Origin of the sequence: uncultured Sphingomonas sp., from assembly GCF_964250165.1 — a bacterium.
GTDB lineage: Bacteria > Pseudomonadota > Alphaproteobacteria > Sphingomonadales > Sphingomonadaceae > Sphingomonas.
On the sequence record NZ_CAXUEK010000002.1, the window covers coordinates 12,198 to 37,466 of the forward strand.

Consider the following 25,269-nt stretch of genomic DNA (forward strand, 5'->3'; position numbering starts at 1 on the left):
TCAGGCCGGCGTCGGCACACTGCCGTCGAGCGCGACCAGCTCGCCCGACTTGCGGCCCTGGCGACCGTAGAAGATCTCGAACAGCGGGCTTGCCATCATCGTGGTGACGATCGCCATGAGCACCAGCATCGAGAACAGGGTGGGGCCGATGATCCCCTTTTGCAGGCCGATGTTGATGATGATCAGCTCCATCAATCCGCGCGAGTTCATCAGCGCGCCGATGCCGAGCGCGGTGCGATTGTCCTCGCCCGACAGCCGCGCCGCGAGATAGCAGGCGCCGCCCTTTGCGAGGACGGAGGCGGCGAGGATGCCGAGGGCGATCAGCAGCAGCGTGGGCGAGTTCACCATGTCCATGCGGGTGTTGAGGCCCGAATAGGTGAAGAACATCGGCAGCAGCAGGACGACGGTCAGCGGCTCCAGCTTGCGCTTGATCTCGTCGGCCAACAGTCCGCGGGGCATCACCGCGCCGAGGATGAAGCCGCCGAAGATCGCGTGGATGCCGACGAGGTCCATGAAGCATGCCGAGACGCAGAAGGCGATCAGCACGAGCGCGAAGGCGTGCAGGCTCAGTTCGCCCTCACGCTCCACCCGGCGGGCCAGCGGCGCCAGGAGGCGCGGGCCGGCGAGGATGACGAAGGCGGCCCAGAGCAACCCGCCGCCGATTGCCAGGATGGCGACCCCCGCCCCGCCCCCGAAGGCGGCGAGCACGATGGCGAGCACGCACCAGGAGCATGCGTCGTCGAATGCCCCCGCCGTCAGCGAGAGCGTGCCCAGCGAGCTGTTGGCCAGGCCGCGCTCGTTGATGATCCGCGCGAGCATCGGAAAGGCGGTGAGCGCGATGCACGCGCCGAGAAACAGGGTGGCGTTCGCCTGGCTGATCCCGGGGGCGAACAGGCCGGGGATGCCGACGAGCAGCGGCGTGATCAGCACCGCGATCGCGAACGGCGCGGCGATGCCGGCCATCGAGACGACCGAGGCGCTCTTCGCCTTGGTTCGGAAATGATCGAGCCGCAGCGTGGTGCCGACCAGGAACATGTAGAGTCCGACACCGAGCTGCGCGCCGGCATAGAGGACGTTCTTGGTCTCCTTGGGAAAGATCGCGCCCTGCAGGCCGGGGAAGAGCAGGCCGAGCAGCGACGGCCCGAGCACCACGCCCGCGATCATTTCCCCGACCACCTGCGGCTGGCCGAGCAGCTTCCGGCCCAGCCAGCCGACGACGCGGCAGGCGAGCAGGATGACGGCGAGCTGGAGGAAGAAGTGGATGCTGAAGTCGCCGGGCACATAGCTGTGCGCGGCGGCCTGCGTCGCGGGGCCGTGGGGGTCGAGCACCCCGCCCGCGACCTTCCCCAGGCTCTCCAGCCAGCGTTCCATGATCCCCGTCTCCCCTACGGACCCGCTCGTCGCGGCGCCTCTGGGGGGAACAAACCGACCGCGATTCGATCCGGCAAGGCTCAATTGGCGGCGGGCGCGACGATTTCCGCGGGCGGGATCAAAACCGTTGCGAGCCGGTCACAACGTAGTAACGTGCCTACACAAATGATGGGCGGGCAAGGGTGGGCAGGTGGATGAAGGTAGTCTCCAGCCGTGCGTTCAATCAGGATGTGAGCCAGGCCAAGCGGCTTGCGCGAATCGAGCCGGTGTTCGTCACCGATCGGGGTAAGCCGACCCACGTGCTGCTCGGCATTGACGCGTTTCGCCAGCTGGCGGGTCAGACCGAGACGCTGGCCGACCTGCTCGCGATGGAGCAGCCGGTAACGGCCGAGCCCGACTGGCGCACCGCCGCGCGCTGGATGCGCTGATGCATCTGCTCGACACGGAACTGGTGTGGGAATTGCGCGGCGCACGCTCCGGGCGCGGCGACCCGGGCGTGGCGAGCTGGGCGGCAGGCCAGGCGCGCACGGGGCTGTTCGTGTCCGCCCTGACGCTCGCCGAGCTGGGCGTGGCGGCGACCCAGATCGAGCGCACCGACAAGGTCGGGGCGGCCGCGATCCGGCGCTGGGCGGAGGGGCAGGTGACGGCGGCGTTCGACGGGCGGGTGCTGCCGGTCGAGACGGCGATCGCTCGACGGGCGCTGGCGCTGGGCTATCCCGAGCTGCGCAACGGGTTGATCGCGGCGACCGCGCTGGAGCACGGCCTGACGCTGGCGACGCGCAACCCCGCCGCGTTCCGGGTCGGCAAGGTCAGAACCTTCAACCCATGGGGCTATACGCCTGACGCGGCGGACGAGGACATCGATTGGCGGCAGGCATCGCGCGGCGGGCCGCTGTGGCTGAAGAACCTGTTCGTCCGGGGATAGGCGACCGTCGATGCGATATCGGCGAACGGGGGCTATGCGGCGCGCGTTCCCGTCAGCTGCTCGACCAGCGCACGATGGGAAGGAAGGTCGCGGGTGGCGCGCTCGCCGAACGTCTTGATGCGCGCGAACAGCCGCTGCGCCTCCGCGGTGTCGGGAAAGCCGTCGCGGCCCTCCGCCAGATCGGTCCGAAATCCCATGCCGTAGAGGATGTACTGGTAGTTGAAGAAGGCGAAGGACTCGACTTCGAGCATGAAGTCGAACCGGCTGGGCGGGCGGTAGCGCCACTGCTCCAGCAGCTCGCCGAGCCGCTCGGGGATCGTTGCCGGGTCGGCATTGTCGCGCCAGAAGGGCTCCGGCCGGCGGCTGAGGCAGTAGTGCAGCTTCAGGAAATTGACGATGTTGGCGTAACGCGCCACCATCAATTCGTTGAAGCGGCAGGCGGGGAGGTCGACGGGGCCCTGGCGCGGGAACAGCTCGGCGATCATCCCCACCGCGGCCTCGATCAGCACCACGCCGGTCGATTCGAGCGGCTCGAGGAAACCGCCCGCCAGCCCGACCGCGACGCAATTGCCGATCCATGGCGTGGTCCGCCAGCCTGACTCGAACGCGAGCGAGCGGGGGGTGACGTCGCGCGCACCGGGGCCGAGATGGCCGGCAAGGATGGCGGCGGCGCGGTCATCGTCGATGTAGCGGCTCGAATAGACACAGCCGATCCCGCGCGCGCCGGCCAGGCCGATATCCCAGATCCAGCCCGCCTCGTGCGCGGTCGCGACCGTGTAGCTCTCGATCGGGGCATCGGCGCGATCGTAAGGCAGCTTGCAGGTCAGCGCACGGTCGGTGAACAGCTGGTGCTTGACCGAACGGAAGGGCGACCGAAGCGCGCGGCCGATCAGCTCGGCGCGAAAACCGGTGCAGTCGATGAACAGGTCGGCGGTGAGCACGCCGCCATCGGTCTGGACACGCTCGATCCGACCACGCTCGTCGACCACCACGTCCTGGAGCCGGCCCTCGATACGCTCCACCCCGAGCTGGCGGGCGCGATCGGCGAGAACACGCGCCAGACGGACCGCGTCGAAGTGATAGGCGTAATTGAGCGGGCCCGCGAAATCCCCTTCGCCCGGCTGTTTGGGCGCGCGCTTGGCCTCGGCGACGCGGTTCTGGATGGTGACCGCCTCGGCAAAGGGCGGCCGGCCTGCCTCGTCCTGCAGCAGCCAGTAGGGCACGAGGCTGGTCTTGTCGGTGTAGAAGGGCGGCTCGAACGGATGAAAATAGCCGTGCGGGCCTTCGGCTGAGGTGGCCTGCCATCCCACGAAGCGTACGCCCTGCTTGAAGGTCGCCGCCGCCTCGCGCACGAAGCTCTTTTCCTCGATGCCGAGGAAGCGCAGCGTATCGCGGATGGTCGGAAAAGTGCCCTCGCCGACGCCGATAATGCCGATCTCGGGCGATTCGAGCAGGGTTATGCGCACGCTCGTGCCGAGCGCCTTCGCAAGATAGGCGGCGGTCAACCATCCAGCGGTGCCCCCACCGACGATCAAGATGTGCCGCCCGCGCGTCATGCGGGTGCAGCATAGCTCATCCGTCAGCCTCGCGACACCGCCGGACCTGCCGATTCCGCCGCCGGATGCGGGCGAGCCGGTCGGATCGTCCGGTCAGTCGCCGCCGGGCGGCGTGGTCGAACGTCGCAGCACCAGGCGCGACGGGACGACGACGCTTCCCTCGGGTGCTGCGCGACCGGCCTTTTCCGCGATGATCAGCTCGACCGCGCGCGCGATCGTCTCCGCGATCGGCTGGACGATGGCGGCGAGGGGCGGATCGGCGAACCTGACGACAGGCGTATCGTCGAAGCTGATGACGGAGACGTCGTCCGGCACCCGCAATCCCCGTTCGCGGGCCACGGCCAGCGTCGCGATGGCCATCTGGTCGTTGCTGGCGATGATCGCGGTCGGCCGGCGGCCGCCATCGATCATCCTTGCGGCCTCGCGCAGGCCTGAGTCATAGCCGAAATCACCCTGCCCGAGCAGGCCCTCCGTGGAGAGCCCGGCAGCCGTCATCGAGCTCTGCCAGCCCTCGGTGCGAGCGCCGCTCAGCTCGAACTCCGCCGGACCGGCGATGAAGCCGATCCGCCGATGGCCCAGGCTGAGCAGATGCTCGGTCGCCAACCGCGCGGCACGCTCGTCGTCCATGCTCAGCGCGAAGCCGGGGCCGGCCTGCAGCGTGCCGACCCGCGCGAAGCTGATGCCATGTTCGTCGAGCAACGCGCTGATGACCGGATTCTGCGAATGCGGGGGCGTGAGGATGACGCCATCGGGTCGCAGCGCGCCGATGGCGGCGAGCATCTCGCGCTCGATATGATCGCCATGGGTGTCGACCAGCTCGATGACCATCCGATAGCCATGCTTGGCACAGGTCAGCATGCCGCCGAGGAGCATCTGATCTACCCAGTCCCGGCCCTGGCGCTCGCGCCAGTCGGCGATGGTGCGGTCGCGATCGTTGAACGCCACGATCAGGTAGGATCGCGAACCCCCCATCCGCTGGGCCGCGATCGAGGGCACATATCCGAGCTTGGCGATCGACGCCTGGACCCGCGCCATCATCTCGGGCCGTACGTTCGGCTCCTTGTTGATGACGCGGCTGACGGTCTGCAACGATACGCCTGCGTCCGCCGCGACATGCTTGATGGTGGCCGCCGGTCGCCCCCGCGCCATCACCGGTTCAGGCGGTCTGGAGGCGCGGCGCGCCGCAATATTGTGCGACATAGGCGCCGTGCTCGGGCATTCCGGCCACCGTCCTCGCCACGTTGTCGCGCAGGGTGCGCAGGAGCTTGTTCAATTCGTCGTCGCGCAGCTTCTCGGCGATGGGGTGATGCGCACGCGGCATGATCCCCTGCCCCATCATCACCTGGACCCAGCTGTTCTCCGCAAACAGCTCCTCGTTCTTGCGGAAGACCCGCCCGGTCTCGCGGAACAGCTCGATTTTCTGCGCCAGGGATTCGGGTATCGCCATGTCCCGGCACTGCCGCCAGAAGGGGCTGTCGCCGCGCTCGGTGGCCTTGTAGTGCAGGATGAGGAAATCGCGGATCTGCAGCATGTCGGTGAATTGCTGCTCGTTGAACTCGGCGACATCGCGCAGGGAAACGCCCTGCAACGGGAACATGCGGATCAGCCGCAACACCGCGCGCTGGATGAGGTGGATGCTGGTCGACTCGAGCGGCTCCATGAAGCCGCCGGACAACCCGATAGCGACGCAATTGCGATGCCATTGCTTGCGCCTCGCCCCGGTCGTGAAGCGAATGAAGTTGGGCTGCACCAGCGTGCGCCCCTCCAAATTGCCGAGCAGGCGTGCCAACGCCGCGTCCCGATCGAGATAGCGGCTGCAATAGACCAGGCCGTTGCCGGTCCGATGCTGGAGCGGAATCCGCCACTGCCAGCCGGCGTCGTGCGCCATCGCCCGCGTATACGGTCGGGGGGCCCCGATATTTTCCGTCTGGATCGCGATCGCGGCATCACAGGGCAGATAGTGCGTCCAGTCATCGAAACCGGCGTGCAGCGCGCCTTCAATGAGCAGGGCGCGAAAGCCGGTGCAATCGATGAACAGGTCGCCCTCGATCCGCTCCCCGGATTCGAGTAGCAGCGCGGCGATGTCGCCGCGCGTTCCATCGAGTTCGACCTGCGCGATCTTGCCCTCGACCCGCCGCGTTCCGTCACCCTCCGCCATCGACCGCAGGAACTTGGCGTAGAGGCCGGAATCGAGCTGGTAGGCGTAACTGGTCGCTTCTCCCGGCAGATGCGCGAAGCGGCCCCGCAGCGCCGCTGTCAGCTCCAGACAATAGTCATCGTAGGGTTGCTCATACCCCTTCTGGCGGGCGTAGAGCCAGAAATGCTGGAACCCCGCCGACCAGTGATCCTTGCCGGTCAAGCCGAACGAGTGAAAATACCGATCGCCACCATTCTTCCAGCCGTCGAACAGGATGCCGAGCTTGAAGGTCGCCTGGGTCGCCCGCATGAACTGGGCTTCGTCGATGTTGAGCAGGCGATTGAAGGTGATCAGCGGCGGGATGGTCGATTCACCGACGCCGACCGTCCCGATCGAGTCCGATTCGATCAGCGTCACGTCCGCGACGCGCCCCATCGTGCGCGCGATCGCGGCCGCGGCCATCCACCCGGCGGTGCCGCCGCCCGCGATCACGACACGTCGCATATGTCCCTGCTCCCCGTCGCTCACCGGCTCAGCTGCCGCAGAAGGTAGGCCCGCAATCGCGCAGCGGCATCGGGCGTCAGCGGCGCGAGCACGCTGCGAGCGTCCGCGGGAATATGCGCGACGGTATCGTCGTCATAGTCGAAGACATAATAGTCGAACAGATCACGCCAGTGGCGCTTCTGGTCGGCCGGCAGATCCCGGATCGCGAGCATCGCGTGGCTGAGCGCGTCTTGCGGCGTTCCGAGCCAGGACGCCGTCTCGCGCCACCAATAGTTGACCAGCACGTTGAAGGAATCGAGGCCTTCGACGTGATGCCACCACATTGCCGGGATGTGGAGCGCGTCACCGGGGCCGAGTTCCGCCACTTGGGCATGGGCGAGCGCCTCGCGAAAGCGCGGATGGCGCTCGAAGTCGGGCGCGTGGAAATCGACCATGCTCACCGCGCGTCCGGCCGGCGTGTTGTCTACCGGCCCCAGATACAGATTACGGAACTGCTCGCGGGGGAACAGCGTGAAACGGCGCCGGCCGACCGCCACGCAGGCGAGATTGGCGGGCATGTCATTGTGCGCCGCGATCCGGGTGGGCGTGCCCATCCAGATGCTGGCGAGCGGCGCGCGATCGCCAAGATCGACGTGATTGGCCTCGTGCAGCCCGCGGAAGAAGCCGTGCAGGTCGATCGAGGCGAGATAGATCGGCGGTGCGTCCGGCCGTCCCTCCGTCTCGGTGATGCGGTTGAAGATATCGGGCAGTTTGGCCCGGGCGGTGCGGAAGTTCATCGCCATCGCGTCATCGTAGAACAAGCGGCCGCCGCTTTCGGGCGTGCCCACCGACACGGTGAACGGGATGTCGCGCGCGTGGCGGAGGATGTAATCGCGCGCCTCGCGGCCCGAGCGGCGTCCGGCCCGCACCAGCGGCCAGTCCGCGATCAGTCCGCGCACCACGAACGGCTCGCGCGCCTCACGCAGTTGCGTGTCGAGACCGGCCGCGTCGGCGACGTCCACCTCGCGTATCGCGGCTACCGCCGAGAGAAAGCGCGGATCCGCCTCAGCCATTGCGCAGCCGCCGGTTCTTGCGCTCGACTAGCGCGCCGATCTTGCCCAGCGACGCCACCGCCATGAAGATCGGCAGGAGGTGACCCTCGTCGTTCAGCTCGGCCAGGGCACCTGCATCGAGCCCCGCGAGCCGGTCCTCGTCGATGGCGTGGAAGCCGACCAGGCGGTTGCTGGACCCGTCTTCCGTCGTCACGTCCACCATCAGCGGTTCGAGCAGCTCATGACGGCGCAGCGCGGCGAAGAAGTCGTGCGCGCCCTGATAGCCGGCGTCGAGTGCGCCCAGCTGTTCGGCAACGTGCTCCAGATAGGGCGTGGGCTGCCCGTCCTCGTCGAACAGGCGGACGCCATCGCCCAACCGCGGGCTCGCCAGGTCGACATGGATCTGCTTGGTCGCACCGTTCGGCGTCGCGCCGATCAGGAACGGCTGGATCTCCATGGCCAGCGGCCGCATCCGCGCGTCCCAGCGGTCGCCGGCGAGGAACAGGTTCTCGCCGTCCTGGAACCCGAACATCGCCAGCGCCGTGAAGCTGTCGCGCTCGGCATTGAGCCGAAACAGGATCGGATACTCCTCCTGCACCTTCCGGAACTCGTCCGGCACGACGATGCAGCACATCACGGCGTCGCCGAGCGCCTCGCCATGCTCGGTTCGGACGCGCAGGTCGCGGTGCGCCTCGGCGGTCAGGATCGCATGGGCGCTCAAGACGCGCGTTCCAGCGCGGCCGGCGCGTCGGCGGCGAGCGCGGCGAGATAGGCGCGGTTGGTCGGCAGACTGGCAGCCAAGGCCCGGCCGCGCTGCTCGACCTGGTGGAAGGCGGGCGGCGCGCCGACCGAGCGCAACGGCCCGGGCGCCGGCGCCGGGAAGCCCATGCCGTACAGCACATATTGATAACTGGCGGCCGGGAACACCTCGTCCACCTGCGGCAGGTCGCGGCGCGACGGCGGCTGGTCGCGCCACAGCGCCAGCAGCATCGCCAGCGGCGGCGGGACGGAAGCCGGCGCGCGATGATCGCGCCAATAGGGCTCCTCACGCATGCTCAGCACATAATGGAGCTTGAGGAACTCGACGACCTTGTCCCACCGATAGCGGAACAGGGTGTTGAAGCGGGCGGCGTGGACGTCCATCGCCTCCCGGGTCGCGGGGAAGCCGTCGAGCAGGGCGTCGAGCGACAGCTCGACCATCACGATCGCCGACGCCTCGAGCGGTTCCAGAAAGCCGGCGGACTGGCCGATCGCGAGGCAATTGCGATCCCAGAACCGCTCGCGGAAACCGGAGCGGAAAGCGAGGCGGCGGGGCGTCAGCGCCCGGTGGTCGATCCCGGGCGCGGTCCGGTCGATATAGGCCATCAGCGTCGCCGCCGCCGCGTCGTCATCCGTGTGGCGCGACGAGTAGACGCAGCCGACGCCGCGCCGCGTCGGCAACCCGATGTCCCAGATCCATCCGGCCTTATGCGCGGTCGCGTCGGTCTGCGACGCGATCGGACTGTCGGGGGTGACCGGCACCTGCACGGCGAGGGCGCGATCGTTGAACAGCACGTCGCCGCGGTCGACGAACGGCACGCCGAGCTCGCGCCCGATCAGCAACGCCCCGCTGCCGGTGCAATCGATGAACAGGTCGCCCGCGATCACGCCCGTTCCCCGCGTCCGCACGGCGGCGATGTCGCCGGACGCCCCACGATCGACGCCGATCACATGATCGCGCACGTGACGCACGCCCAGCCGATCGACCCCGTGACGCGCCAGCAGCGCCGCGAACTGGCCTGCGTCCAGATGATAGGCGTAGTTCAGCGCGCCTGCATAATCCGGCATGGAATGCTGTCGCGGCGCCAGGTGAAGGCGGGCGACCCGCGCTTGCGGCGTGACCGCGTCGGCGAAGGGCCGGGCCGGGTGTTGCCCCGACCAGGCAGCGATCAGCCTGGGCGCGGTCGCCTCGACCGGGGGCGTAAAGGGGTGGAGGTAGGCCTCGTCCGCGCGGCCTGTCGCCCAGCCGATGAAGCGCGAACCCTGCTTGAACGAGGCATCGCAGGCCTTGAGGAACTCGGCCTCGCCGATCCCGATCGCCGCCAACGTCCCGCGCATGGTCGGCCAGGTGCCCTCACCCACCCCGATGGTGGCGACCTCCGGCGACTCCACCAGGGTTATGTCGATCGGGCGCGGCGCGGCAGGGTCAACGGCGGCGGCGATGCGGCACGCGGCGAGCCAGCCGGCGGTACCACCGCCGACGACAACGATCCTCGAAACCGCCGTATCCACGTCAGCTATCCTACCGCGCATGCAACCGACACTCGATCGCTTCTGACGCCCGTCGGGAGAAAACGCCACCCTCCTTGGAGGGTGGCGGGAGCCGGCGGATCAGAAGGCGAGACGGGCGCCCAGCGAGTAGCGCGGTCCTTGCTTGGTCACGAAGTTGATCGCCTGATCGGAGCGGAGATGCCCGCTGCGATCCTCGCCGTTGACGTTGATCCCTTCGAAGAACACCGAAATGTTCTTGGTGATCGCATAGCTGGCGCTCACGTCGAGCTGACCGTAAGCGTTGACATATTGCGGGTCTGTCGAGCCACCCGCAAAATATGCCGCTCGCCAGTTATATGCGGCACGTGCCTGAATACCGTATTTATCGTAGAACAACACCGCGTTCGCGCTGTCAGATATGCCAGCCACCGCGAACTGCGGAATCAAGTGATTAACGGTGTTGTCAAACTGACGGTTGGAATTGACGATCGTGTAGTTCAAGATCGTCCCAAAGCCGGTGTGCCAGAAATTGTGCTGGATCCCGAACTCGAAGCCGTCGATCGTAGCGGTCTGATCGCTGTTATACGGCGTCGTAATGACAAAATTGACCAGCGGATCCCCCGGCCCAGCCAGCAGCTGACCGAGCGACCCGACATATTGCGGGAAATTCGCCCGATAATAATCTTGGATCAGATTGATCGGCGCGTTGGGGCCGAGCGCGTTGAGCGCCGCCTGATAGCGGGGGCCATTGGTCGTCACGCCATTGACGGTGGTAGTAGGTGCGGCGACACCGGGGATGGTAGTATTGAATTGGGTCTGACCGATATAGTTCGACACGTTCTTATGAAAATAGGCGATCGAGAGAAAACTCTCGTTCCCGTAATACCATTCAGCGGACAGGTCGATGTTCTTCGACTTGTAGGGTTGAAGGCCCGGATTGCCGACGGACCCGCCTCCCCCGCCGACACGGAACAGCGTACCGAGGTTGCGCCCGCCCTGCAGGCTGCCATAGTCGGCCCGCGTGATCGTATGGCTATACGAGGCGCGCAGCTTCACGTTCTCGAGCGGCGAGATGTCGAAGTCTACCGACGGCAGCCAGTTCTGATAGCTGCCCCGGAACGTCGTGAAGCCCGAACCCGAGAACAGGACGTTGAACTCGTTCGCCGAATTCTGCTGGCCGCCAACGGGCGTCGGCACCAACGCGGTCGCGTTCACGTTGGTATTCTCGTAACGGACGCCGGCGATGAAATGGCCGGGGCGCGAGAACAGTTCGAACTTGCCGTTGAATTGGAAATAAGGCGCGATCGTCCGTTCGTTTACCCGCGAATCCGTCGTGTACGGCAGCAGGCAGGTCAGCGTGCCGCCACAGGTCTTGTACGCCTTGTCGGTCAGCGCGAGCGCCGTCGCCAGATCAAACGTGTAGAACTGCTTGACGATGTTCGGATCATTCGCGCCGCTGATCCCGGAGAACTTGTCGGGGATGCTCACCAGCGTGAAGATGTTGTCGGGCAGCAACGCGGCCGCGGCCGCCCGCTGCGCGATCGATCCGCCCCCGGCCCCGCCCCAGGTGTCGTTCTGCAACACGCTGTAGGCCGAACGGATCTGGTTGTCGGTATATTCGAAGCCCCAGTCGAGGCTGTCCATGAAGCCGTGACCGTGGTCGTAATGCCCTCTCAACATGACCTGGTCGATCCGGTCCTTGAAATAGGAATTACGGAACGCGTTCCCGGTCGGCACGATCAGCGACGCGTTGAGCGGATCGATGCCCGGATACATGTTGAACGAGATGACCGGCAGCTGATTCTGGAAATTGATCGTCTGGTTCTGCACGCCGAAGATCGCGGTGCCGAACGAGTTACTGTTGCCGTATGGACTGTCAGGCTTCGACTCCGCGGTCGAATGGTGGGCGTCGAGCGTCATCGTGACGCCGCCAGGTGCCACCCAGGTGAGGTTGCCGCCCAGCGACTTGTTTTCGCTGCGGTAGGCCGTTTCCGACGCCGAATAGGCGAGGTCCTTGTACGCGCCGTTGACGTTTTCCGCGTTCTGCGCCGGCGTTTGCGTCGGATCGTTGGCGGGCAGCCCAAACCGTTCGGTGTAGAAGTTCGCGCCGGCGACGGGCCCGTTGGTCCACGAGCTCGACGTGTCGCCGTGATTGTACCAGATGCCGACGCTGTCGTCGCGGATATGCACGGTGTTGCGCGAATAGGTGAAATCGACCGTGGCCGTCAGGCTGTCGATCGGGCGGAATTGCAGCACGGCCTGACCGTTGATGCGTTCGCGTCGGCCATCGACGACGTCGTAGCCGGCGTTCTGCGGCACCTGATAGACGTCCGTCGCCTTGGGCCGGTTGGTGATGTTGGCGTAACGCGGGTCGCCCGGCATCGCCAGCGAGCCCCAGTTGTTCTCGGATCCTAGATAACCCTCGCGGAAACCGACATTGGCCTGGTTCTGGCTGAACCGGCGCAGCTGGTAGGTGCCATCGATCAGGATGCCGATGCGATCGTCGGCGAAGGTGTCGGAGAAGATGCCCGACACCTCCGGCGTCACGTCCTTGTGGCCGTTCTGCGTCGTATCGATGTCGCCACGCGCGCTCAGCGAGCCGCGCAGGCCCATCTTGTCGAACGGCCGCGGCGTGCGGATGTTGATGGTCGAGCCGATGCCGCCCGTCGGCACCGTGGCGCGGCCCGACTTGTAGACCTCCAGCGCCGCGACGCCTTCCGAGGCAAGGTTGGCGAAGTCGAAGGAGCGCGATCCCGGCGCGCTGTTGCCGTCGCCGATGATGGAGGTCGGCATCTGCCGGCCGTTGAGCAGCACGAGGTTATATTCGGGACCAAAGCCGCGGACCGTGACGAACTGGCCCTCCCCGTTCGCGCGATCGATCGACACGCCCGTGATCCGCTGGAGCGATTCCGCAAGATTCGTGTCAGGAAACTTGCCGATGTCCTCCGCCGAGATCGCGTCGACGACACCCTGCGCGTCGCGCTTGAGATCGATCGAGGCGCGCAGCGAGGCGCGAATGCCGGTGACAACCACGTCGTTGGTGGCTGCGGTGTTCGTACCGGTGTCCGTCTGCGTCGTGCCCGTATCGGGCGTCGTCGGCGTCTGCGACGGGCCCGGATTGCCGACAGTGGAGCTGGCGTCCTGCGCCAAGGCCGCGGCCGGCATGCCCCCGATCGCCAGCACCGAGACCCCCAGTGCCATGCGTTCCAGCATGCGAGCATTGAAGCTGCGCATCGTTCTAACCCTCCCCTCGTGTCCCGCGATTAAGCGGCGGCCGTTGTGAGCGTTCACTTCCCCAGCTCTCCGCTCATGTCAAGGATCGGTTGTGAACATTCCCAACCTGTGCTTCTCGTGCATCGGGTCCGAGCGGGCGTGATCCGGATGGAGGGGACGGCGATGAGCAAGACTTGGCTGGCGGCGCTGCTCGGGGCGTCGGTGCTGGCGGGCACGACGCCGACGTCGGCCCAGACGGGGTCAGCGGCGGCGACGGGCGGCGCCCGCGCGCGGGCGGACGCGGTCGTCGCACGGATGACGCTCGACGAGAAGATCGCGCTGCTCCACGGCCTGTTCCCGCCGATGGCCAAGGGCAAGACGGCTAGCGAACTGATCCCGTCCGCCGGCCATGTCGACGGCGTGCCGCGGCTGGGCGTGCCGGTCGTGCGCGAAAGCGATGCCTCGCTGGGCGTCGCCAACCAGATCGAACAGCGCCAGGGCGATGTCGCCACCGCGCTGCCGTCGAGCCTCGCCACCGCCGCCACGTTCGATCCCGCCATCGCCCGCGCCGGCGGCGCGATGATCGGCGCCGAAGCACGCGCCAAGCGGTTCAACGTGCTGCTCGCCGGCGGGGTGAACCTGACGCGCGACCCGTGGGGCGGGCGCGACTTCGAGTATCTCGGCGAGGATCCGCTGCTCGCCGGAACCTTGGCCGGCGAACATATCGCGGGCGTACAGTCCAATCACATCGCCTCGACCATCAAGCATTACGCGCTCAACGCCCAGGAAACCGGGCGCATGGTCTATGACGGGCGAATCGGCGAGGCGGACCTCAGGATGAGCGACCTGCTCGCCTTCCAGATCGCGATCGAGCGGGGGCGGCCGGCGTCGGTGATGTGCGCCTATAACAAGGTGGATGGCGATTGGGCGTGCGAGAACGAGTTTCTGCTGACGAAAGTCCTCAAGCGTGACTGGGGCTATGCCGGCTGGGTGATGTCCGACTGGGGCGCGGTGCACAGCACCGTCAAGGCGGCCAACGCCGGGCTCGATCAGGAATCGGGGCAGGAGCTGGATCGCGCCATCTTCTTCGCCGACCCGCTGCGCGAGGCGGTCAGCAAGGGCCAGGTGCCCAAGGCCCGGCTCGACGAGATGGTCGCGCGCTACCTGACGGGCCTGATCGAAAGCGGCGCCTACGACGCGCCGATACCGGCGCGCGCGGTGACGCCGCCCTATGCGGAACATGCCGCCGTCGCGCAGCGCGCGGCCGAAGCCGGCATTGTCCTGCTCAAGAACGACAACGGCCTGCTGCCGGTCGCGCGGACGGCGAGGCGCATCGTGGTGATCGGCGGCGGCGCCGACCTGGGGGTGCTCTCGGGCGGCGGATCGAGCCAGGTCCGGTCGGTTGGCGGCGCGCCGATCGAGATCCCGCTGTCCCGCGGCGGCTCCGCTTCCTTCGCGCGCATCACCTATCATGCGTCCTCGCCGCTGGCGGCGTTGCGCAAGGAGCTGCCCGCCGCGCGCATCGACTTCGTCGACGGGCGCAACCTCACGGCGACCCTGGCGGCGGCCAGGACCGCGGACCTGGCGATCGTGTTCGCGACGCAATGGCGGACCGAGGCGGACGACGTGCCCGACCTGCGCCTGCCCGATCAGCAGGACGCGCTGATCGCGGCGGTCGCAGCGGCACAGCCGAACACCGCGGTGGTGCTGGAGACCGGCGGCCCGGTGCTGATGCCGTGGCTGGGCGCGGTGCCCGCCGTCGTGCAGGCCTGGTATCCGGGCCAGCGCGGCGGCGAGGCGATCGCCGGCGTGCTGACGGGGCGCGTCAATCCGTCGGGCCGGCTTCCCATCACCTTCCCGGCGGATCCGTCGCAGGCGCCGCGGCCATTCCCGGTGGGCCTCGACCGGCTGAACGGCTTGGAGCTGGCGGCAGCGGCCGATCCGGCAACGGCGGCCGATCGCCAGCTGGAGAGCTTTCCGGTCGACTATGTCGAAGGCGCGGACGTCGGCTATCGCTGGTACGAGAAGAATCGGCGGACGCCCTTGTTCGCGTTCGGGCATGGCTTGAGCTACACCAGCTTCGCCTACCGGAACGCCGTCGTGACCGGCGGGCGGACCTTGTCCGTCTCGTTCGAGGTGGTGAACACCGGCCGGCGGGCGGGCGCGGACGTGCCGCAAATGTATGTTGCGCGCGAAGGCTCGGACCATCCGATGCGGTTGGCGGCGTTCCAGCGGGTGACGCTCGCGGCGGGCGAGTCGCGGCGGGTGACGCTCACCGCCGAGCCGCGGATCGTGGCCGATTACGACATGCGGCTGCCGGGCTGGCGAATCGCCGCCGGTCGTTACCGCGTGGCGCTGGCCCGCGACGCTGCGGACCGCACGCTGGTCAGCACGGCGACGCTCGACGCAAGCACGATGAAGCCGTGAGGCCGGTGCGGGCGCCCCGCCCTACCGCATCGCCCAGTGACGGACATAGTCGACGGTCATCGCCTGCGGGAACGCGGCGTCGTCGATGCCCTGCCGTCCGCCCCAATCGCCGCCCACCGCCAGATTGAGGATGAGCTGGTACGGGCGCGTGAACGGCCAGGCCGCCGCACCACCGGGCTGATCGTCGGCCACCCGCATGTAGGCGCGGTCGTCGACGCCGATGGTGATCGAATGCGGCCGCCAATCGAGCTGGTAGCGGTGATAGGCAGCGCAGCTCGTCTCGACACGCGTCTGCGCCCCGCGTTGCGTGCCCTTGGCGTGGTTGAAAGCGCCGGTGTGCAGCGTCGCGTGAACGACGTTCGGGTCCCAGCCGACCATCTCCATCAGGTCGATCTCGCCTTCGTCGGGCCACGTTCCGGTCGCCGGCAGCAGCCAGACCGCCGGCCATGCGCCACGCCCGCAGGGCAGCTTCGCGCGCACCTCGTAGAAGCCGAAGCCCAGCGACGCGCGGCTGACCAGCTTGGCCGAGGTATAGGTCTGCCCACCCCAATCAGGGGCGCGACGGGGCGTCTCCACCCGCGCCTCGATCGTCAGCACGCCGTCGCGTACGCGCGCGTTGGCGGGGCCGTAATATTGCCGCTCGTGATTGGACCAGCCGGCCGCGTTGCGCGCGGTGTCGAAACGCCAGCGAGCACGGCTCACCGCGCGGCCGGCGAACTCGTCCGCGAAGCTCGGCCTGCCGCGCGGCACCGCCATCGGTGCATCCACCGCGTAGTTGGTCGCGCCGAGCGTCGCCGCCTGGGCGAGCAGCAGGACGATCATCGCGCGGGCTCCGGATAACGGACCAGCGTCTGCCGGATCGCGCCCGGGCCGGCGGCGGCGCCCGCCTCGTTGACCAGGTGGGCGATGGTGCCCTTGCCCCCGCCGAGCGAAATGGTGGTCACGCTCATGAAGCGGACCCCGGGCGTGCGGGGGCAGGCGATCGCGCTCTCCAGCACGATGGTCGGGTCCACGGTGAAATTGGCATAGATGCCCAGGCCGACACCTTCATGCACCCTGACGTGATCGGCAACCTTGTACGCCGCCCACCCGCGCGTCGTGCCGGCCATATAGGCCCGCTGGTTCGGCGGATCGTAGGGCAGCTCGCACTGGTAGAAATAGGTCCGCCCGCGTTCACCGTTCCACAGCGTCTGATAGCGCTCGAAATGCTCGACGAAGAGCCCGTGCATCGCCACGTCATCGCCGTTGACGACCAGCCCCTGTGCGCCTCGGCTCTCGCTCCACCCGACATGCACGCGGCCCGCGCTCGGATCGCCGTGATCGGCGCGCCAGATCCAGAGATGGTCGCCGATCACGTGGCGGCTGTTGATCTCCAGACAGGTCTCGGCATTGCCGACCGCCGCACCTCCGACCCGGAAGAAGATGTCGGCGAGCAGCGTCGGATCGGCGTCATGGTCGCGGGCCGCGCCGCGCGGGCCGACCTCGACCAGCACCGGCGAGGTGACCGGCCCGGCATCGACGAACAACCCGGCCAGCGTCACGCCGGGCACGTCTGCGACGGTGAGCACCGTCGCGCCGCCGACCGCCAGCAGCGACGGCAAGCCCAGCCCGAGCACGACCGTGCCGGGACGCGTCACGCGGATCGGCTCGGCAAGCCGGTATATGCCGGGCGTCAGCAGCAGATGACGTCCCCGCGCCAGTGCGGCGTTGATGACGCTCACCGGCGTTTCCGGTTGCGCGATCAGGAACTCGGAGAGCGGCAGCGCGCGGCCCGCCGGCTGTCCGCCGGCCCAGCTCGTTCCCCGTCCGTCGCGGCGGACGGCGGGCGCGAACACGCGCCAGTCGCCGTCCGGCGCCAGCTGCAGAAACGGCTTCTCGCGCATGACCGGAAGGCGCGGCAGGGTGGTGTAGGGCGGCTCGGGGAAGCTGGTCGCCGGCGCGCCCGCGACGCCCGCGAACATCATGTTCCAGTTGGCGCCGCGCCATCCGCCCAGCTCGCTGTTGCGGGTGAACCATTGCTGCTGCGTTCCCGACCGGACGAGCCCGTCGATCCGGCAATCGGCGATGAAGCCGCCGCTCGACCAGCCGCCGTCGTCCAGCGCCAGGTCGCCGGCGAGATGGACGCGGCGATACGGTGCGGCCTGCGACACCGCCCAGCGATCCGCCCCGTCGGGAGGTCGCACCGTCAGGTTCTCGACGCCGCGCCAGAAGTTCACCAGCGCCATGCCGTTCGCCCAGTCGGCCTCGCAATGGACGTGGCCGTCGATTGAGACATCGCCCGGCAATGGCCCCAGGCCTAAGATCTGGGTGAAGAAGCCGACATTGACGTCGACGGCGTAGCGGCCCGGTTTGAACAGGATCGCGTAGCGCCGGTCGGTGAAATGCGCGCGTTCCTGTTCGCGGAAGATCGCGTCGAGGCGCGCCTGGATCACCGCCGCCGACATCGCCGGATCGACGATCACCACATTGGGCCCGAGATCCGGGTCGGGTCGGTCGGCACCCGGCGCAGAGGCTTCCGCCAGCGTCACGGCGGCAAGTCCGGTCAACACCATCCGACGCGTTGGTGGGGGAGCCGATTGCATGGCAGGAAGCTAGGCTGCGACCCGCGAACCCTCAACCGGATTCTGCCCCTCAGTCGATTGCGAAGAAGCCGGTCACGGTCAATCGGCCGCTCAGGGGATCAGCGGCCAATGCGGCGTTGGGGGAGATCGCTCCGCTGTGCAGCACATAGCTGCGGTAGAGCAGCGCCCGGTTGAAACGGGCAGCGACCAGCGCGGTGCGTTCGAACAGGGTCGTGTCGCCGGCGATGTAGCCGCTGGGCGGCTCGACCGCATCGCGCAATTCCTGCTCCAAGCAGGAGAAATAGGACGGCGCACGGGCGTGATCGACCGTCTCGAACCCGGTCGACCGATGGCGGAAGAAGGCGGTGCCGTCCCCATCGTCGAGCGACAGGTAATGAACCAGCGCGATGCGTTCGCGGCCGTACGCGTCGACGTGCGGCAGCCGTTGTCGAACCTCGATCTCATCGGCAGGTCGAGTGACGATGGAAAAGCTCGCATCGACGACGTGAACCCGTCGGCAGCGTCCGAACTCCCGCATGACGATGTTGGCGATCAGCGGCAGCTGGGCCGCCAGATAACCGGACGGAAGCGATGCTCTGATGCCGGGATAATGCTGACCGGCCGGGGCGAAAGGCGTGATCGCGGCGGCTGCCCGGAGGGCTTCGGGATCGCCGGCGAAGTTCTCGATGATGGCTAGCGGCTCGCGCTCTTCACCGACGCGCACGCGTGATACGGACTGGCTAGGCATGGACGATGATCTTCGTGGTCCGACACCGCTGGATCGATGACCGTGTCATCAGCGACCCAGGCGGCGCGCGTGTCAAACGAATATGCGTCGGGCGAGGAAGGCCGTCGCGCGATGGCTAAATCCGCACCTCGGTTCCGATCTCGACGAGCTGGTCGGAGGGTATGCCGAAGGAATTGCCGGTAGATGCGGTATTGCGCTGCATGGAGACGAACAGCGCTTCGCGCCACCGCGCCATTCCGGGGATACCGCGGTCGGCGATGACCGTCTCGTGGCCGATATAGTAGCTGAGCTGCGCCAGCTCCGCCTCGCTGAGGGAGACGGGCGCGTCCCGCAGGCCTGACGGGATGTCGATATCCTCCATGAAGCCGAAGTGCAGCACGACGCGCTCCACATTCGCCGCCACATGCGTCACCGTCGCGCGCTCACCATCGGCCACGAACGGCGTTTCGCACGTCACGACCGAGACGAGCAGCACGCGCTCCTGCAAGGCTCGATTGTGACGGACATGGGCGGAGAGCGACAGCGGGATGCCCTGCGTCGCCGCGGTGAGGAAGGCGCCCACGCCCGGGGTCCGCGCGACGTGCTTGGCCGCGAGCCGCTCTAGGAACACCGCTTCGTCCTGCCGCTCGCCGGCGCGACGGCGCTCGACCAGCATGGACCCCTGCCGCCAGGTCAGCATCACCACCGCGATCATGCCCGCGATCAGTAGCGGGAACCAGCCGCCCTCCAGCAGCTTCAGCGAATTGGCCGCGAAGAACACCAGATCAAGCAGGAAGAAGCCGCCGTTCACGGCGATCACCAGCACCGGATTGTATCCCCAACGGATCGCCACCAGCGCCGCCAGGAAGGTCGAGATCGCCATCAGGCCGGAGACCGCGATCCCGTAGGCACCGGCCAGCGCATCCGACGAGCGGAACATCAGCACCGCGACCAGCGTCCCCGCCGCGAGCAGCCAGTTGGCGAGCGGAAGGTAGACTTGGCCGCGCTCATGCTCCGCGGTGTGCTTGAGACCCAGCCGCGGCAGGAAGCCGAGCTGGATCGACTGTTGCGTCAGCGAGAACACGCCGGAAATGATGGCCTGGCTGGCGATCACCGTCGCGGCGGTCGCGAACGCCACGAGCGGGAAGTGCGCCCAGCCCGGCGCCAGGCCGAAGAACGGGTTGGCGAGCGCGGTCGGATCGGCGCTGACCAGGGCCGCCTGCCCCAGATAGTTGAGCACCAGCGCGGGCAGCGCCACCACGAACCAGGCGAGCCGGATCGGCATCCGGCCGAAATGTCCCATGTCGGCGTACATCGCCTCGCCGCCGGTCACCGCCAGGAAGACGGCGCCGAACACGGCGAAGCTGACGGGCAGCGACGCCCGCAGCACGAAGCCCACGGCGCGCAGCGGATCGAGCGCCTCCAGCACCTGCGGGCGCGCGACGATGTGGGTCAGGCCCAGCACGGCCAACGCCACGAACCACAGCAGCATGACCGGCCCGAACACGCGGCCGATCGTGCCCGTCCCGCGGCTCTGCACGGCGAACAGCCCGATCAGGATGACGCCGGAGAGGGGCAGCACCGCCGGTGCCAGCGCGGGCGCGTCCGCCTTCAGGCCCTCGACCGCGCTCAGCACCGAGATCGCCGGCGTGATCGCGCCGTCGCCATAGAGCAGGGCCGCCCCGACCAGTCCCAGCACCAGCAGCGCCGCCTGGCGTGTCCGCGGTGCGGCGTCGCGCGCGCCCAGCAGCGCCAGCATCGCGACCACCCCGCCTTCGCCGTGATTGTCCGCGCGCAGGATCAGCAGGGCGTATTTGACCGACACCACCAGCACGAGCGACCAGATGATGAGGGAGGCGACCCCGATCGCCGCCGCCGCCGGCGGCATCGCCGCAGCGGCCACCGCCACCTTGAACGCGTAGAGCGGGCTCGTGCCGATATCGCCGTAGACGACGCCGAGCGCCGCCAGCGACGGCACCGCGCTGGTACGTGCGATCCAGCGATGACGGCCTTGTGGCGCGGCGATGGTGGTCATCGAGAGTTCCTGTCGCCCGCCGCGCGAGAGCGACGTCGTGAGGCATTCATATCGCGCGGCCGGCCGGCGTCACCTGTTATGTGGTCGCGGCCGTCATCATCGATGCGATGTAACGGGCACGCGACCACGCCGGATTGCGGGGACTCAGTTGTCCCACCGTTTCTGAAGACGGAGGTCCTCGCGCCTCGGCAGGCTGCTGCCACGGAGCTGGGGCGGTTCAAGCCGGTGGTGGCCGTTCGCCCCGCAGGAACAGCCCCGCCGCGAGTACCAGCACGGCCACGAAGACCAGCAACAGGATGGCGCCCGACATCAGACGCTAGTGTCCCCCGGCGCGGCGTGTCGTTCCGCGAGGAGGATCATGAGCGCCGTCAGTGCCGCACGGTTGCCTTCTTGTCCCAGCGCCCAGTGCACCGTCGGATCGAGGGCCGCGCGCTGCCGGTCGAGCGCCGCCCCGCGCGCGCCGGCGGGGCCACCCGCTTCGTCTCGGCAGGCAGGGTCCAGCGGCCCGGCGACCCTCACGCAGTTCGATGATCGACGAAGCGTCCGCTCGTGCGGCGACGCGTGCCGCGTTGCGGGCTCGGATACGGCGTTGACCTGATCGGCCCCGCCAAGATCATGGCGATGGTAAAGGTCGCGCCCGGTCCGCAGCATGATTCAACCTCGACTCATCGCTTGTTTCGTTCAGCGATGTGACGCCTACCGGCCCAGGCATGACTTTGCGATATTTGAAATACATTTGACGCATAGCTTTTCCGTAATCTGCCCTTCGCTACAGAATAAAGCGGGTCTTGTTGGTCAACGGCAGCATCCCCTGTTCACTTCGCATATGGTAATACTACGAAGATCGACGATAATCCGTCTTACATAGGTATGGGCGTGACATCATAACTCGCTCTCACGCGACGCGACCTTTTCACATGGGAGCGATCGCAAACCGGCGAGCTGCCGAATGGAGGATGTCTTGCCCCTGATTGCCGGGCTGATATTGCTGTCGATCCTGCTACTATGCCTCTCGATGAAGGCGCGGTCGCTCAGGAACGGTGAGCAGCAGGTCGCATCCTTGCTTGAGGCGGTCAGGACGAGCGAGGCTCAGCTGGATGCCCTTCAACGCAGGAGCGAGACCTCCCCACCGCCAACGTCATAGCCAGCCGACCTTCCGGAAGCGGTGATGGAGCAACAGGCATACCGCCCCGATCACGCCGAGAATGGTGAAGTATCCGTAGCGCCAGTGCAGTTCGGGCATGTACGTGAAGTTCATGCCGTAGACGCCCGCCACGGCGGTCGGCACGGCGAGGATCGCGGCCCAGGCGGCGAGCCGGCGCGCGATCGTCCCCGTGCGCTGCTGCTCGAGCAGGTTGCCGAACTCGAAGACGGAGGCCAGCACCTCGCGCAGTCCTGCGACCATGGCTTCGACGCGGCGGACATGATCGAGCACGTCGGCAAAATAGGCGCGCGCCTCGCCGTCGATCGTCGGCAGTTCCGACCGGGCGAGCTTGCGCGCCACCTCCTCCATCGGCAGCAGGATCCGCTGGAAGCGGATCAGGTCGCGCCGGCGCGTGAAGATGCGGGCGATGTCCGGACGGTCGAGAAACGCGTCGAGCAGCTTTTCCTCCATCGCCAGCACCTCGTCCTCGATCGCCGTGACGACGGGTAGGTAACCGTCGACGACGAAGTCGAGCACCGCATGGAGCACGTAGTCGACGCCTCGGCCGAGCAGGTCCGGGGCGGCCTCCAGCTGCTCGCGCAGCGGCTGGTGCGATCGCATCGAGCCTTGGCGCACCGTAATGATGTGGCTGGTGCCGGCGAAGACGGCCGTCTGGCCATATTCGATCGTGCCGTCGGCGAGATGCGCCGTCCGGGCGATGACGAACAGCTGGTCGCCATACACGTCCACCTTGGGCAGCTGCCCGTCCTTGAGCGCGTCCTCCACCGCCAGCGGGTGGAGATCGTAAAGCCGCTGCAAGGTCGCGACCTCGCGGTCGCAGGGGTGGCTGAGGCCGATCCAGACGAATTCGGACCGGTCGGCCGGACAGTCCACATGCTCGTCGAGCGGGACTGGCCGGACCCGGCGTCCGTCGCGATACAGATAGGAGGCGACCAGCGACATGACCGAGAGCCGGCTTTCTCAGGCGGCGCGGCTCAGCCCGTCGACCGGCCCGAACCGAGCGGGGCGATGCTGACGCGCCAGCATGGCCTCGGCGCTGCCGCGATCGGCGACGACGGCGAAACGGGCGCCGTCGACCAGAACCTCCGGCACCAGCGGCCGACCGTTGTAGGTCGACGCCATCGAGGCGCCATACGCGCCCGCCGTGTGGAACACGGCGAGATCGCCGCGCCGTACGCAATCGATCGATCGCATCGTGGCGAAGGTGTCGCCGCTTTCGCAGACCGGACCCACGACATTGGCGATCATGCGCCCACCGGTCGGGACGACCGCCGTGAACAGATGCCAGGCGTCGTACAGCGCGGGCCGGGCGAGGTCGTTCATGGCCGCGTCGACGACGACGTGCGGGTGCCCGTCCCCCGGCTTGACCCACAGCACGCGCGTCAGGAGCACGCCGGCGGCACCCGCGAGCGCACGGCCGGGTTCGAACTGCAGCGTCACGTCCCAGCCCTGGGTAACGCGGGCGACCATCGCGCCATACTCCGCAGGCGACGCGGGCGTATCCTCGGGCCGATAGGCGATGCCGAGGCCGCCGCCGAGGTCGACATGCGTGATCGGATGCCCATCGTGCCGCAGCTCGGCCACCAGCCTGCCGATCCGACGATAGGCGGCTTCCAGACGCGACAGGTCGGTGATCTGGCTACCGATGTGCACAGCCACGCCGCGCAGGCGCAGGCCGTCGACCTTTGCCAGGCGCGCATAGATCGCCGGCGCGTCCGCGATCGGGACGCCGAACTTGCTGGCGCTGGTGCCGGTCGTGATCTTGGCATGGGTGTCGGCGTCGACGGCGGGGTTGATCCGGAGCACGGCGGGCGCGACCTGCCGTCGCGCGACGCCGAGCGCGCCCAGCACGCGGCCTTCTTCCTCCAGCTCGAGGTTGAACTGGCCCACCCCGCGATCGAGCGCGGCGACGAGCTCGGCGTCGGTCTTCCCGACCCCGGAGAACAGGATGTCCGCCGCCGGCATCCCTGCCACGAGCGCCTGGGCAAGCTCACCGCCGGACACGATGTCGGCGCCATAGCCCTCGGCCGCCAACACATCGAGCACGGCCAGATTGGGATTGGCCTTGACCGCGAAGGCGAGGTGCTTGCGCGGGACGGCCGCCAGCGCCTGGCGATACGCCCGCGCGGCATCCCGAAACGCCGCGGCCGAGTAGACGTAGACGGGCGTGCCCACCGCGTCGGCAATGGCCGGTAGCGCAACCTGCTCTGCGTGCGTGACGCCGTCCCGACATTCGAAGTAGCTCATGGCGATCCCGTTCCTGCGATGCGGCCCAGCGTCGTTCTATCGGCGCGACCGGCCCGTCGCCCGGTGTCGCTCCCGCATCGAGCGGACCCGATCCTGCCGTTCCTGTTCGATGCGCCACGCGACCGCCAGGCGCTCGCCCTGCACGAGCACGCCGAGGCCGATCAGCGCGACGATCAGGGCGATGCAGCCGAGCGTTGCGGACCAGTCCGCCAGCCCGGGCACCAGGCGGCCCACCGCGCCGAGGCCGGCGGCGAAGGCGCAGACCGCGAGCCCGGCACCACGCCAGGCGAGATCGCGTCCGCTCATGCCTGCGCCGGCACCCGCGCGAAGAGGGCATGGTCGATCACCACCTGCCCCGCCGCCGCCAGGGCACGCACCACCGAGGCATCTGCCTGGAGGTGGTCCTCGCTCCCGTGCCAGAGGACGATGTCCGCCGGCACCTCCGCCTCTTGGGCAAGGGCGTCGGCCAGATCGGCCACCTCGAAATCGACGCCGATCGCCGGATCGTGCAGCTTGGCTGCGGCATGTCTGGCGCGGGCCACCAGGGCCGGAACGCCGTCGATGCCGTGACCTTCGATCGCCACGAATCCGAGCGCACGGGCGTGGCGCAACGCGTGCAGCAGCAAGGCTCCGTCACCGCAATCCGCGTCCACGATACGGACGCTGCGGCGGTGCGCCTCGAACAGGCGTTCGAGTTCCGCCACGATCGCCGGCCAGCGTTCGTCCCGGTCCGGCGCGATGCGGACATGCGGTGCCCGCGGCACGATAGGCGACCCTCGCCCACGATCCGGTGCGAGGCTGATCAACGCGTTCATATGTCCGATTCCGAAATGTCAGGCGGCCCGGGGCAGCGCGATTTCGTCTACGCGCGGCGGGGCGAAGGAAATGTGCGGCACGAGCGGGGCGGTCGCGACGGCGATGGTCGCGCCGGAGAAACCGTGCCGCTCGGCGCGCGCGAAGCTCATCGCCGTTGCGAAGGAGATGAAGCGCCCTTCCAGGCGCCCGCCGCTTTCCTGAACGAGCCAGTGCCCGGCGCTATCCTGGCCTACATAGAGAATCGGCCTGCTTGGGTCAGGCTCCAGACTGGTAACCGACGTCACCACGTTCGCACCTCACTGCG

General features: G+C 68.0%; 21 protein-coding genes. 3 read left to right on the top strand and 18 right to left on the bottom strand.

Annotated features, from left to right (window positions below; translation table 11 throughout):
- On the bottom strand, nucleotides 1-1,371 hold the full coding sequence (locus ACFE64_RS00555) for a cation:proton antiporter (protein WP_375390489.1): 1,371 nt from the start codon (nucleotides 1,369-1,371) through the stop codon (nucleotides 1-3).
- A 194-nt stretch (nucleotides 1,372-1,565) separates the two neighbouring features.
- On the opposite strand from ACFE64_RS00555, the gene ACFE64_RS00560 reads away from it, so the two are divergent.
- Nucleotides 1,566-1,799, top strand: coding sequence for a type II toxin-antitoxin system Phd/YefM family antitoxin (locus tag ACFE64_RS00560; protein ID WP_375390490.1), 234 nt, complete (start codon nucleotides 1,566-1,568; stop codon nucleotides 1,797-1,799).
- On the top strand, nucleotides 1,799-2,296 hold the full coding sequence (locus ACFE64_RS00565; protein WP_375390491.1) for a PIN domain-containing protein: 498 nt from the start codon (nucleotides 1,799-1,801) through the stop codon (nucleotides 2,294-2,296). Before ACFE64_RS00560 ends, ACFE64_RS00565 begins: the two co-directional genes overlap by 1 nt.
- A 32-nt stretch (nucleotides 2,297-2,328) precedes the next feature.
- On the opposite strand, the gene ACFE64_RS00570 is transcribed toward ACFE64_RS00565, so the two are convergent.
- From ACFE64_RS00570 to ACFE64_RS00600, 7 genes are all read right to left on the bottom strand, one after another.
- The gene (locus ACFE64_RS00570; RefSeq protein ID WP_375390492.1) at nucleotides 2,329-3,852 is read right to left on the bottom strand and encodes a tryptophan halogenase family protein; all 1,524 of its coding nucleotides are present in this window, start codon (nucleotides 3,850-3,852) and stop codon (nucleotides 2,329-2,331) included.
- 93 nt (nucleotides 3,853-3,945) lie between these two features.
- Nucleotides 3,946-5,001, bottom strand: a complete 1,056-nt coding sequence (locus ACFE64_RS00575; RefSeq protein ID WP_375390493.1) for a LacI family DNA-binding transcriptional regulator — start codon at nucleotides 4,999-5,001, stop codon at nucleotides 3,946-3,948.
- 7 nt (nucleotides 5,002-5,008) lie between these two features.
- On the bottom strand, nucleotides 5,009-6,493 hold the full coding sequence (locus tag ACFE64_RS00580; protein ID WP_375390494.1) for a tryptophan halogenase family protein: 1,485 nt from the start codon (nucleotides 6,491-6,493) through the stop codon (nucleotides 5,009-5,011).
- A gap of 20 nt (nucleotides 6,494-6,513) precedes the next feature.
- On the bottom strand, nucleotides 6,514-7,545 hold the full coding sequence (locus ACFE64_RS00585) for a cupin-like domain-containing protein (protein ID WP_375390495.1): 1,032 nt from the start codon (nucleotides 7,543-7,545) through the stop codon (nucleotides 6,514-6,516).
- A complete protein-coding gene (locus ACFE64_RS00590; RefSeq protein WP_375390496.1) occupies nucleotides 7,538-8,245 on the bottom strand; it encodes a SapC family protein in 708 nt (235 codons plus the stop codon). Before ACFE64_RS00590 ends, ACFE64_RS00585 begins: the two co-directional genes overlap by 8 nt.
- Nucleotides 8,242-9,795: a tryptophan halogenase family protein gene (locus ACFE64_RS00595; RefSeq protein ID WP_375390497.1), complete on the bottom strand. Its 1,554-nt coding sequence runs from the start codon at nucleotides 9,793-9,795 to the stop codon at nucleotides 8,242-8,244. Before ACFE64_RS00595 ends, ACFE64_RS00590 begins: the two co-directional genes overlap by 4 nt.
- 99 nt (nucleotides 9,796-9,894) lie before the next feature.
- Nucleotides 9,895-13,008: a TonB-dependent receptor gene (locus ACFE64_RS00600; RefSeq protein ID WP_375390498.1), complete on the bottom strand. Its 3,114-nt coding sequence runs from the start codon at nucleotides 13,006-13,008 to the stop codon at nucleotides 9,895-9,897.
- 162 nt (nucleotides 13,009-13,170) lie between these two features.
- Here ACFE64_RS00600 and ACFE64_RS00605 point away from each other — a divergent pair, with 162 nt between their 5' ends.
- The gene (locus ACFE64_RS00605; RefSeq protein ID WP_375390499.1) at nucleotides 13,171-15,414 is read left to right on the top strand and encodes a beta-glucosidase; all 2,244 of its coding nucleotides are present in this window, start codon (nucleotides 13,171-13,173) and stop codon (nucleotides 15,412-15,414) included.
- Nucleotides 15,415-15,435: 21 nt separating this feature from the next.
- Here ACFE64_RS00605 and ACFE64_RS00610 read toward each other — a convergent pair whose 3' ends face one another.
- The 10 genes from ACFE64_RS00610 to ACFE64_RS00655 all read right to left on the bottom strand — a co-directional run bounded on the left by ACFE64_RS00610 (nucleotide 15,436) and on the right by ACFE64_RS00655 (nucleotide 25,249).
- On the bottom strand, nucleotides 15,436-16,236 hold the full coding sequence (locus tag ACFE64_RS00610) for a family 16 glycosylhydrolase (RefSeq protein WP_375390500.1): 801 nt from the start codon (nucleotides 16,234-16,236) through the stop codon (nucleotides 15,436-15,438).
- Entirely contained in the window at nucleotides 16,233-17,966 is a 1,734-nt protein-coding gene (locus ACFE64_RS00615; RefSeq protein ID WP_375390501.1) for an adenylyl cyclase, read from the bottom strand. The genes ACFE64_RS00610 and ACFE64_RS00615 overlap by 4 nt, the downstream gene beginning before the upstream one ends.
- A gap of 79 nt (nucleotides 17,967-18,045) precedes the next feature.
- Nucleotides 18,046-18,723: a DUF6445 family protein gene (locus ACFE64_RS00620; protein ID WP_375390502.1), complete on the bottom strand. Its 678-nt coding sequence runs from the start codon at nucleotides 18,721-18,723 to the stop codon at nucleotides 18,046-18,048.
- Nucleotides 18,724-18,838: 115 nt separating this feature from the next.
- Nucleotides 18,839-20,737: a potassium transporter Kup gene (locus tag ACFE64_RS00625; protein WP_375390503.1), complete on the bottom strand. Its 1,899-nt coding sequence runs from the start codon at nucleotides 20,735-20,737 to the stop codon at nucleotides 18,839-18,841.
- A gap of 309 nt (nucleotides 20,738-21,046) precedes the next feature.
- Entirely contained in the window at nucleotides 21,047-21,256 is a 210-nt protein-coding gene (locus tag ACFE64_RS00630; RefSeq protein ID WP_375390504.1) for a hypothetical protein, read from the bottom strand.
- A 619-nt stretch (nucleotides 21,257-21,875) separates the two neighbouring features.
- Nucleotides 21,876-22,844: a magnesium and cobalt transport protein CorA gene (locus tag ACFE64_RS00635; RefSeq protein ID WP_375390505.1), complete on the bottom strand. Its 969-nt coding sequence runs from the start codon at nucleotides 22,842-22,844 to the stop codon at nucleotides 21,876-21,878.
- 18 nt (nucleotides 22,845-22,862) lie between these two features.
- Entirely contained in the window at nucleotides 22,863-24,149 is a 1,287-nt protein-coding gene (gene lysA, locus ACFE64_RS00640) for a diaminopimelate decarboxylase (RefSeq protein WP_375390506.1), read from the bottom strand.
- Between the two features lie 36 nt (nucleotides 24,150-24,185).
- A complete protein-coding gene (locus tag ACFE64_RS00645; RefSeq protein ID WP_375390507.1) occupies nucleotides 24,186-24,455 on the bottom strand; it encodes a hypothetical protein in 270 nt (89 codons plus the stop codon).
- Nucleotides 24,452-24,964: an SAM-dependent methyltransferase gene (locus ACFE64_RS00650; RefSeq protein ID WP_375390508.1), complete on the bottom strand. Its 513-nt coding sequence runs from the start codon at nucleotides 24,962-24,964 to the stop codon at nucleotides 24,452-24,454. Before ACFE64_RS00650 ends, ACFE64_RS00645 begins: the two co-directional genes overlap by 4 nt.
- A gap of 18 nt (nucleotides 24,965-24,982) precedes the next feature.
- Nucleotides 24,983-25,249: a hypothetical protein gene (locus tag ACFE64_RS00655; RefSeq protein ID WP_375390509.1), complete on the bottom strand. Its 267-nt coding sequence runs from the start codon at nucleotides 25,247-25,249 to the stop codon at nucleotides 24,983-24,985.
- Between the last annotated feature and the right edge of the window lie 20 nt (nucleotides 25,250-25,269).

Excerpts from the sequence above, each read along its gene's own strand:
- ACFE64_RS00555 (WP_375390489.1), bottom strand. The coding sequence starts at position 1,371 with ATGGAACGCTGGCTGGAGAGCCTGGGGAAGGTCGCGGGCGGGGTGCTC.
- ACFE64_RS00560 (WP_375390490.1), top strand. The coding sequence starts at position 1,566 with ATGAAGGTAGTCTCCAGCCGTGCGTTCAATCAGGATGTGAGCCAGGCC.
- ACFE64_RS00565 (WP_375390491.1), top strand. The coding sequence starts at position 1,799 with ATGCATCTGCTCGACACGGAACTGGTGTGGGAATTGCGCGGCGCACGC.
- ACFE64_RS00570 (WP_375390492.1), bottom strand. The coding sequence starts at position 3,852 with ATGACGCGCGGGCGGCACATCTTGATCGTCGGTGGGGGCACCGCTGGA.
- ACFE64_RS00575 (WP_375390493.1), bottom strand. The coding sequence starts at position 5,001 with ATGGCGCGGGGGCGACCGGCGGCCACCATCAAGCATGTCGCGGCGGAC.
- ACFE64_RS00580 (WP_375390494.1), bottom strand. The coding sequence starts at position 6,493 with ATGCGACGTGTCGTGATCGCGGGCGGCGGCACCGCCGGGTGGATGGCC.
- ACFE64_RS00585 (WP_375390495.1), bottom strand. The coding sequence starts at position 7,545 with ATGGCTGAGGCGGATCCGCGCTTTCTCTCGGCGGTAGCCGCGATACGC.
- ACFE64_RS00600 (WP_375390498.1), bottom strand. The coding sequence starts at position 13,008 with ATGCGCAGCTTCAATGCTCGCATGCTGGAACGCATGGCACTGGGGGTC.
- ACFE64_RS00605 (WP_375390499.1), top strand. The coding sequence starts at position 13,171 with ATGAGCAAGACTTGGCTGGCGGCGCTGCTCGGGGCGTCGGTGCTGGCG.
- ACFE64_RS00610 (WP_375390500.1), bottom strand. The coding sequence starts at position 16,236 with ATGATCGTCCTGCTGCTCGCCCAGGCGGCGACGCTCGGCGCGACCAAC.
- ACFE64_RS00615 (WP_375390501.1), bottom strand. The coding sequence starts at position 17,966 with ATGGTGTTGACCGGACTTGCCGCCGTGACGCTGGCGGAAGCCTCTGCG.
- ACFE64_RS00620 (WP_375390502.1), bottom strand. The coding sequence starts at position 18,723 with ATGCCTAGCCAGTCCGTATCACGCGTGCGCGTCGGTGAAGAGCGCGAG.
- ACFE64_RS00625 (WP_375390503.1), bottom strand. The coding sequence starts at position 20,737 with ATGACCACCATCGCCGCGCCACAAGGCCGTCATCGCTGGATCGCACGT.
- ACFE64_RS00635 (WP_375390505.1), bottom strand. The coding sequence starts at position 22,844 with ATGTCGCTGGTCGCCTCCTATCTGTATCGCGACGGACGCCGGGTCCGG.
- lysA (WP_375390506.1), bottom strand. The coding sequence starts at position 24,149 with ATGAGCTACTTCGAATGTCGGGACGGCGTCACGCACGCAGAGCAGGTT.
- ACFE64_RS00645 (WP_375390507.1), bottom strand. The coding sequence starts at position 24,455 with ATGAGCGGACGCGATCTCGCCTGGCGTGGTGCCGGGCTCGCGGTCTGC.
- ACFE64_RS00650 (WP_375390508.1), bottom strand. The coding sequence starts at position 24,964 with ATGAACGCGTTGATCAGCCTCGCACCGGATCGTGGGCGAGGGTCGCCT.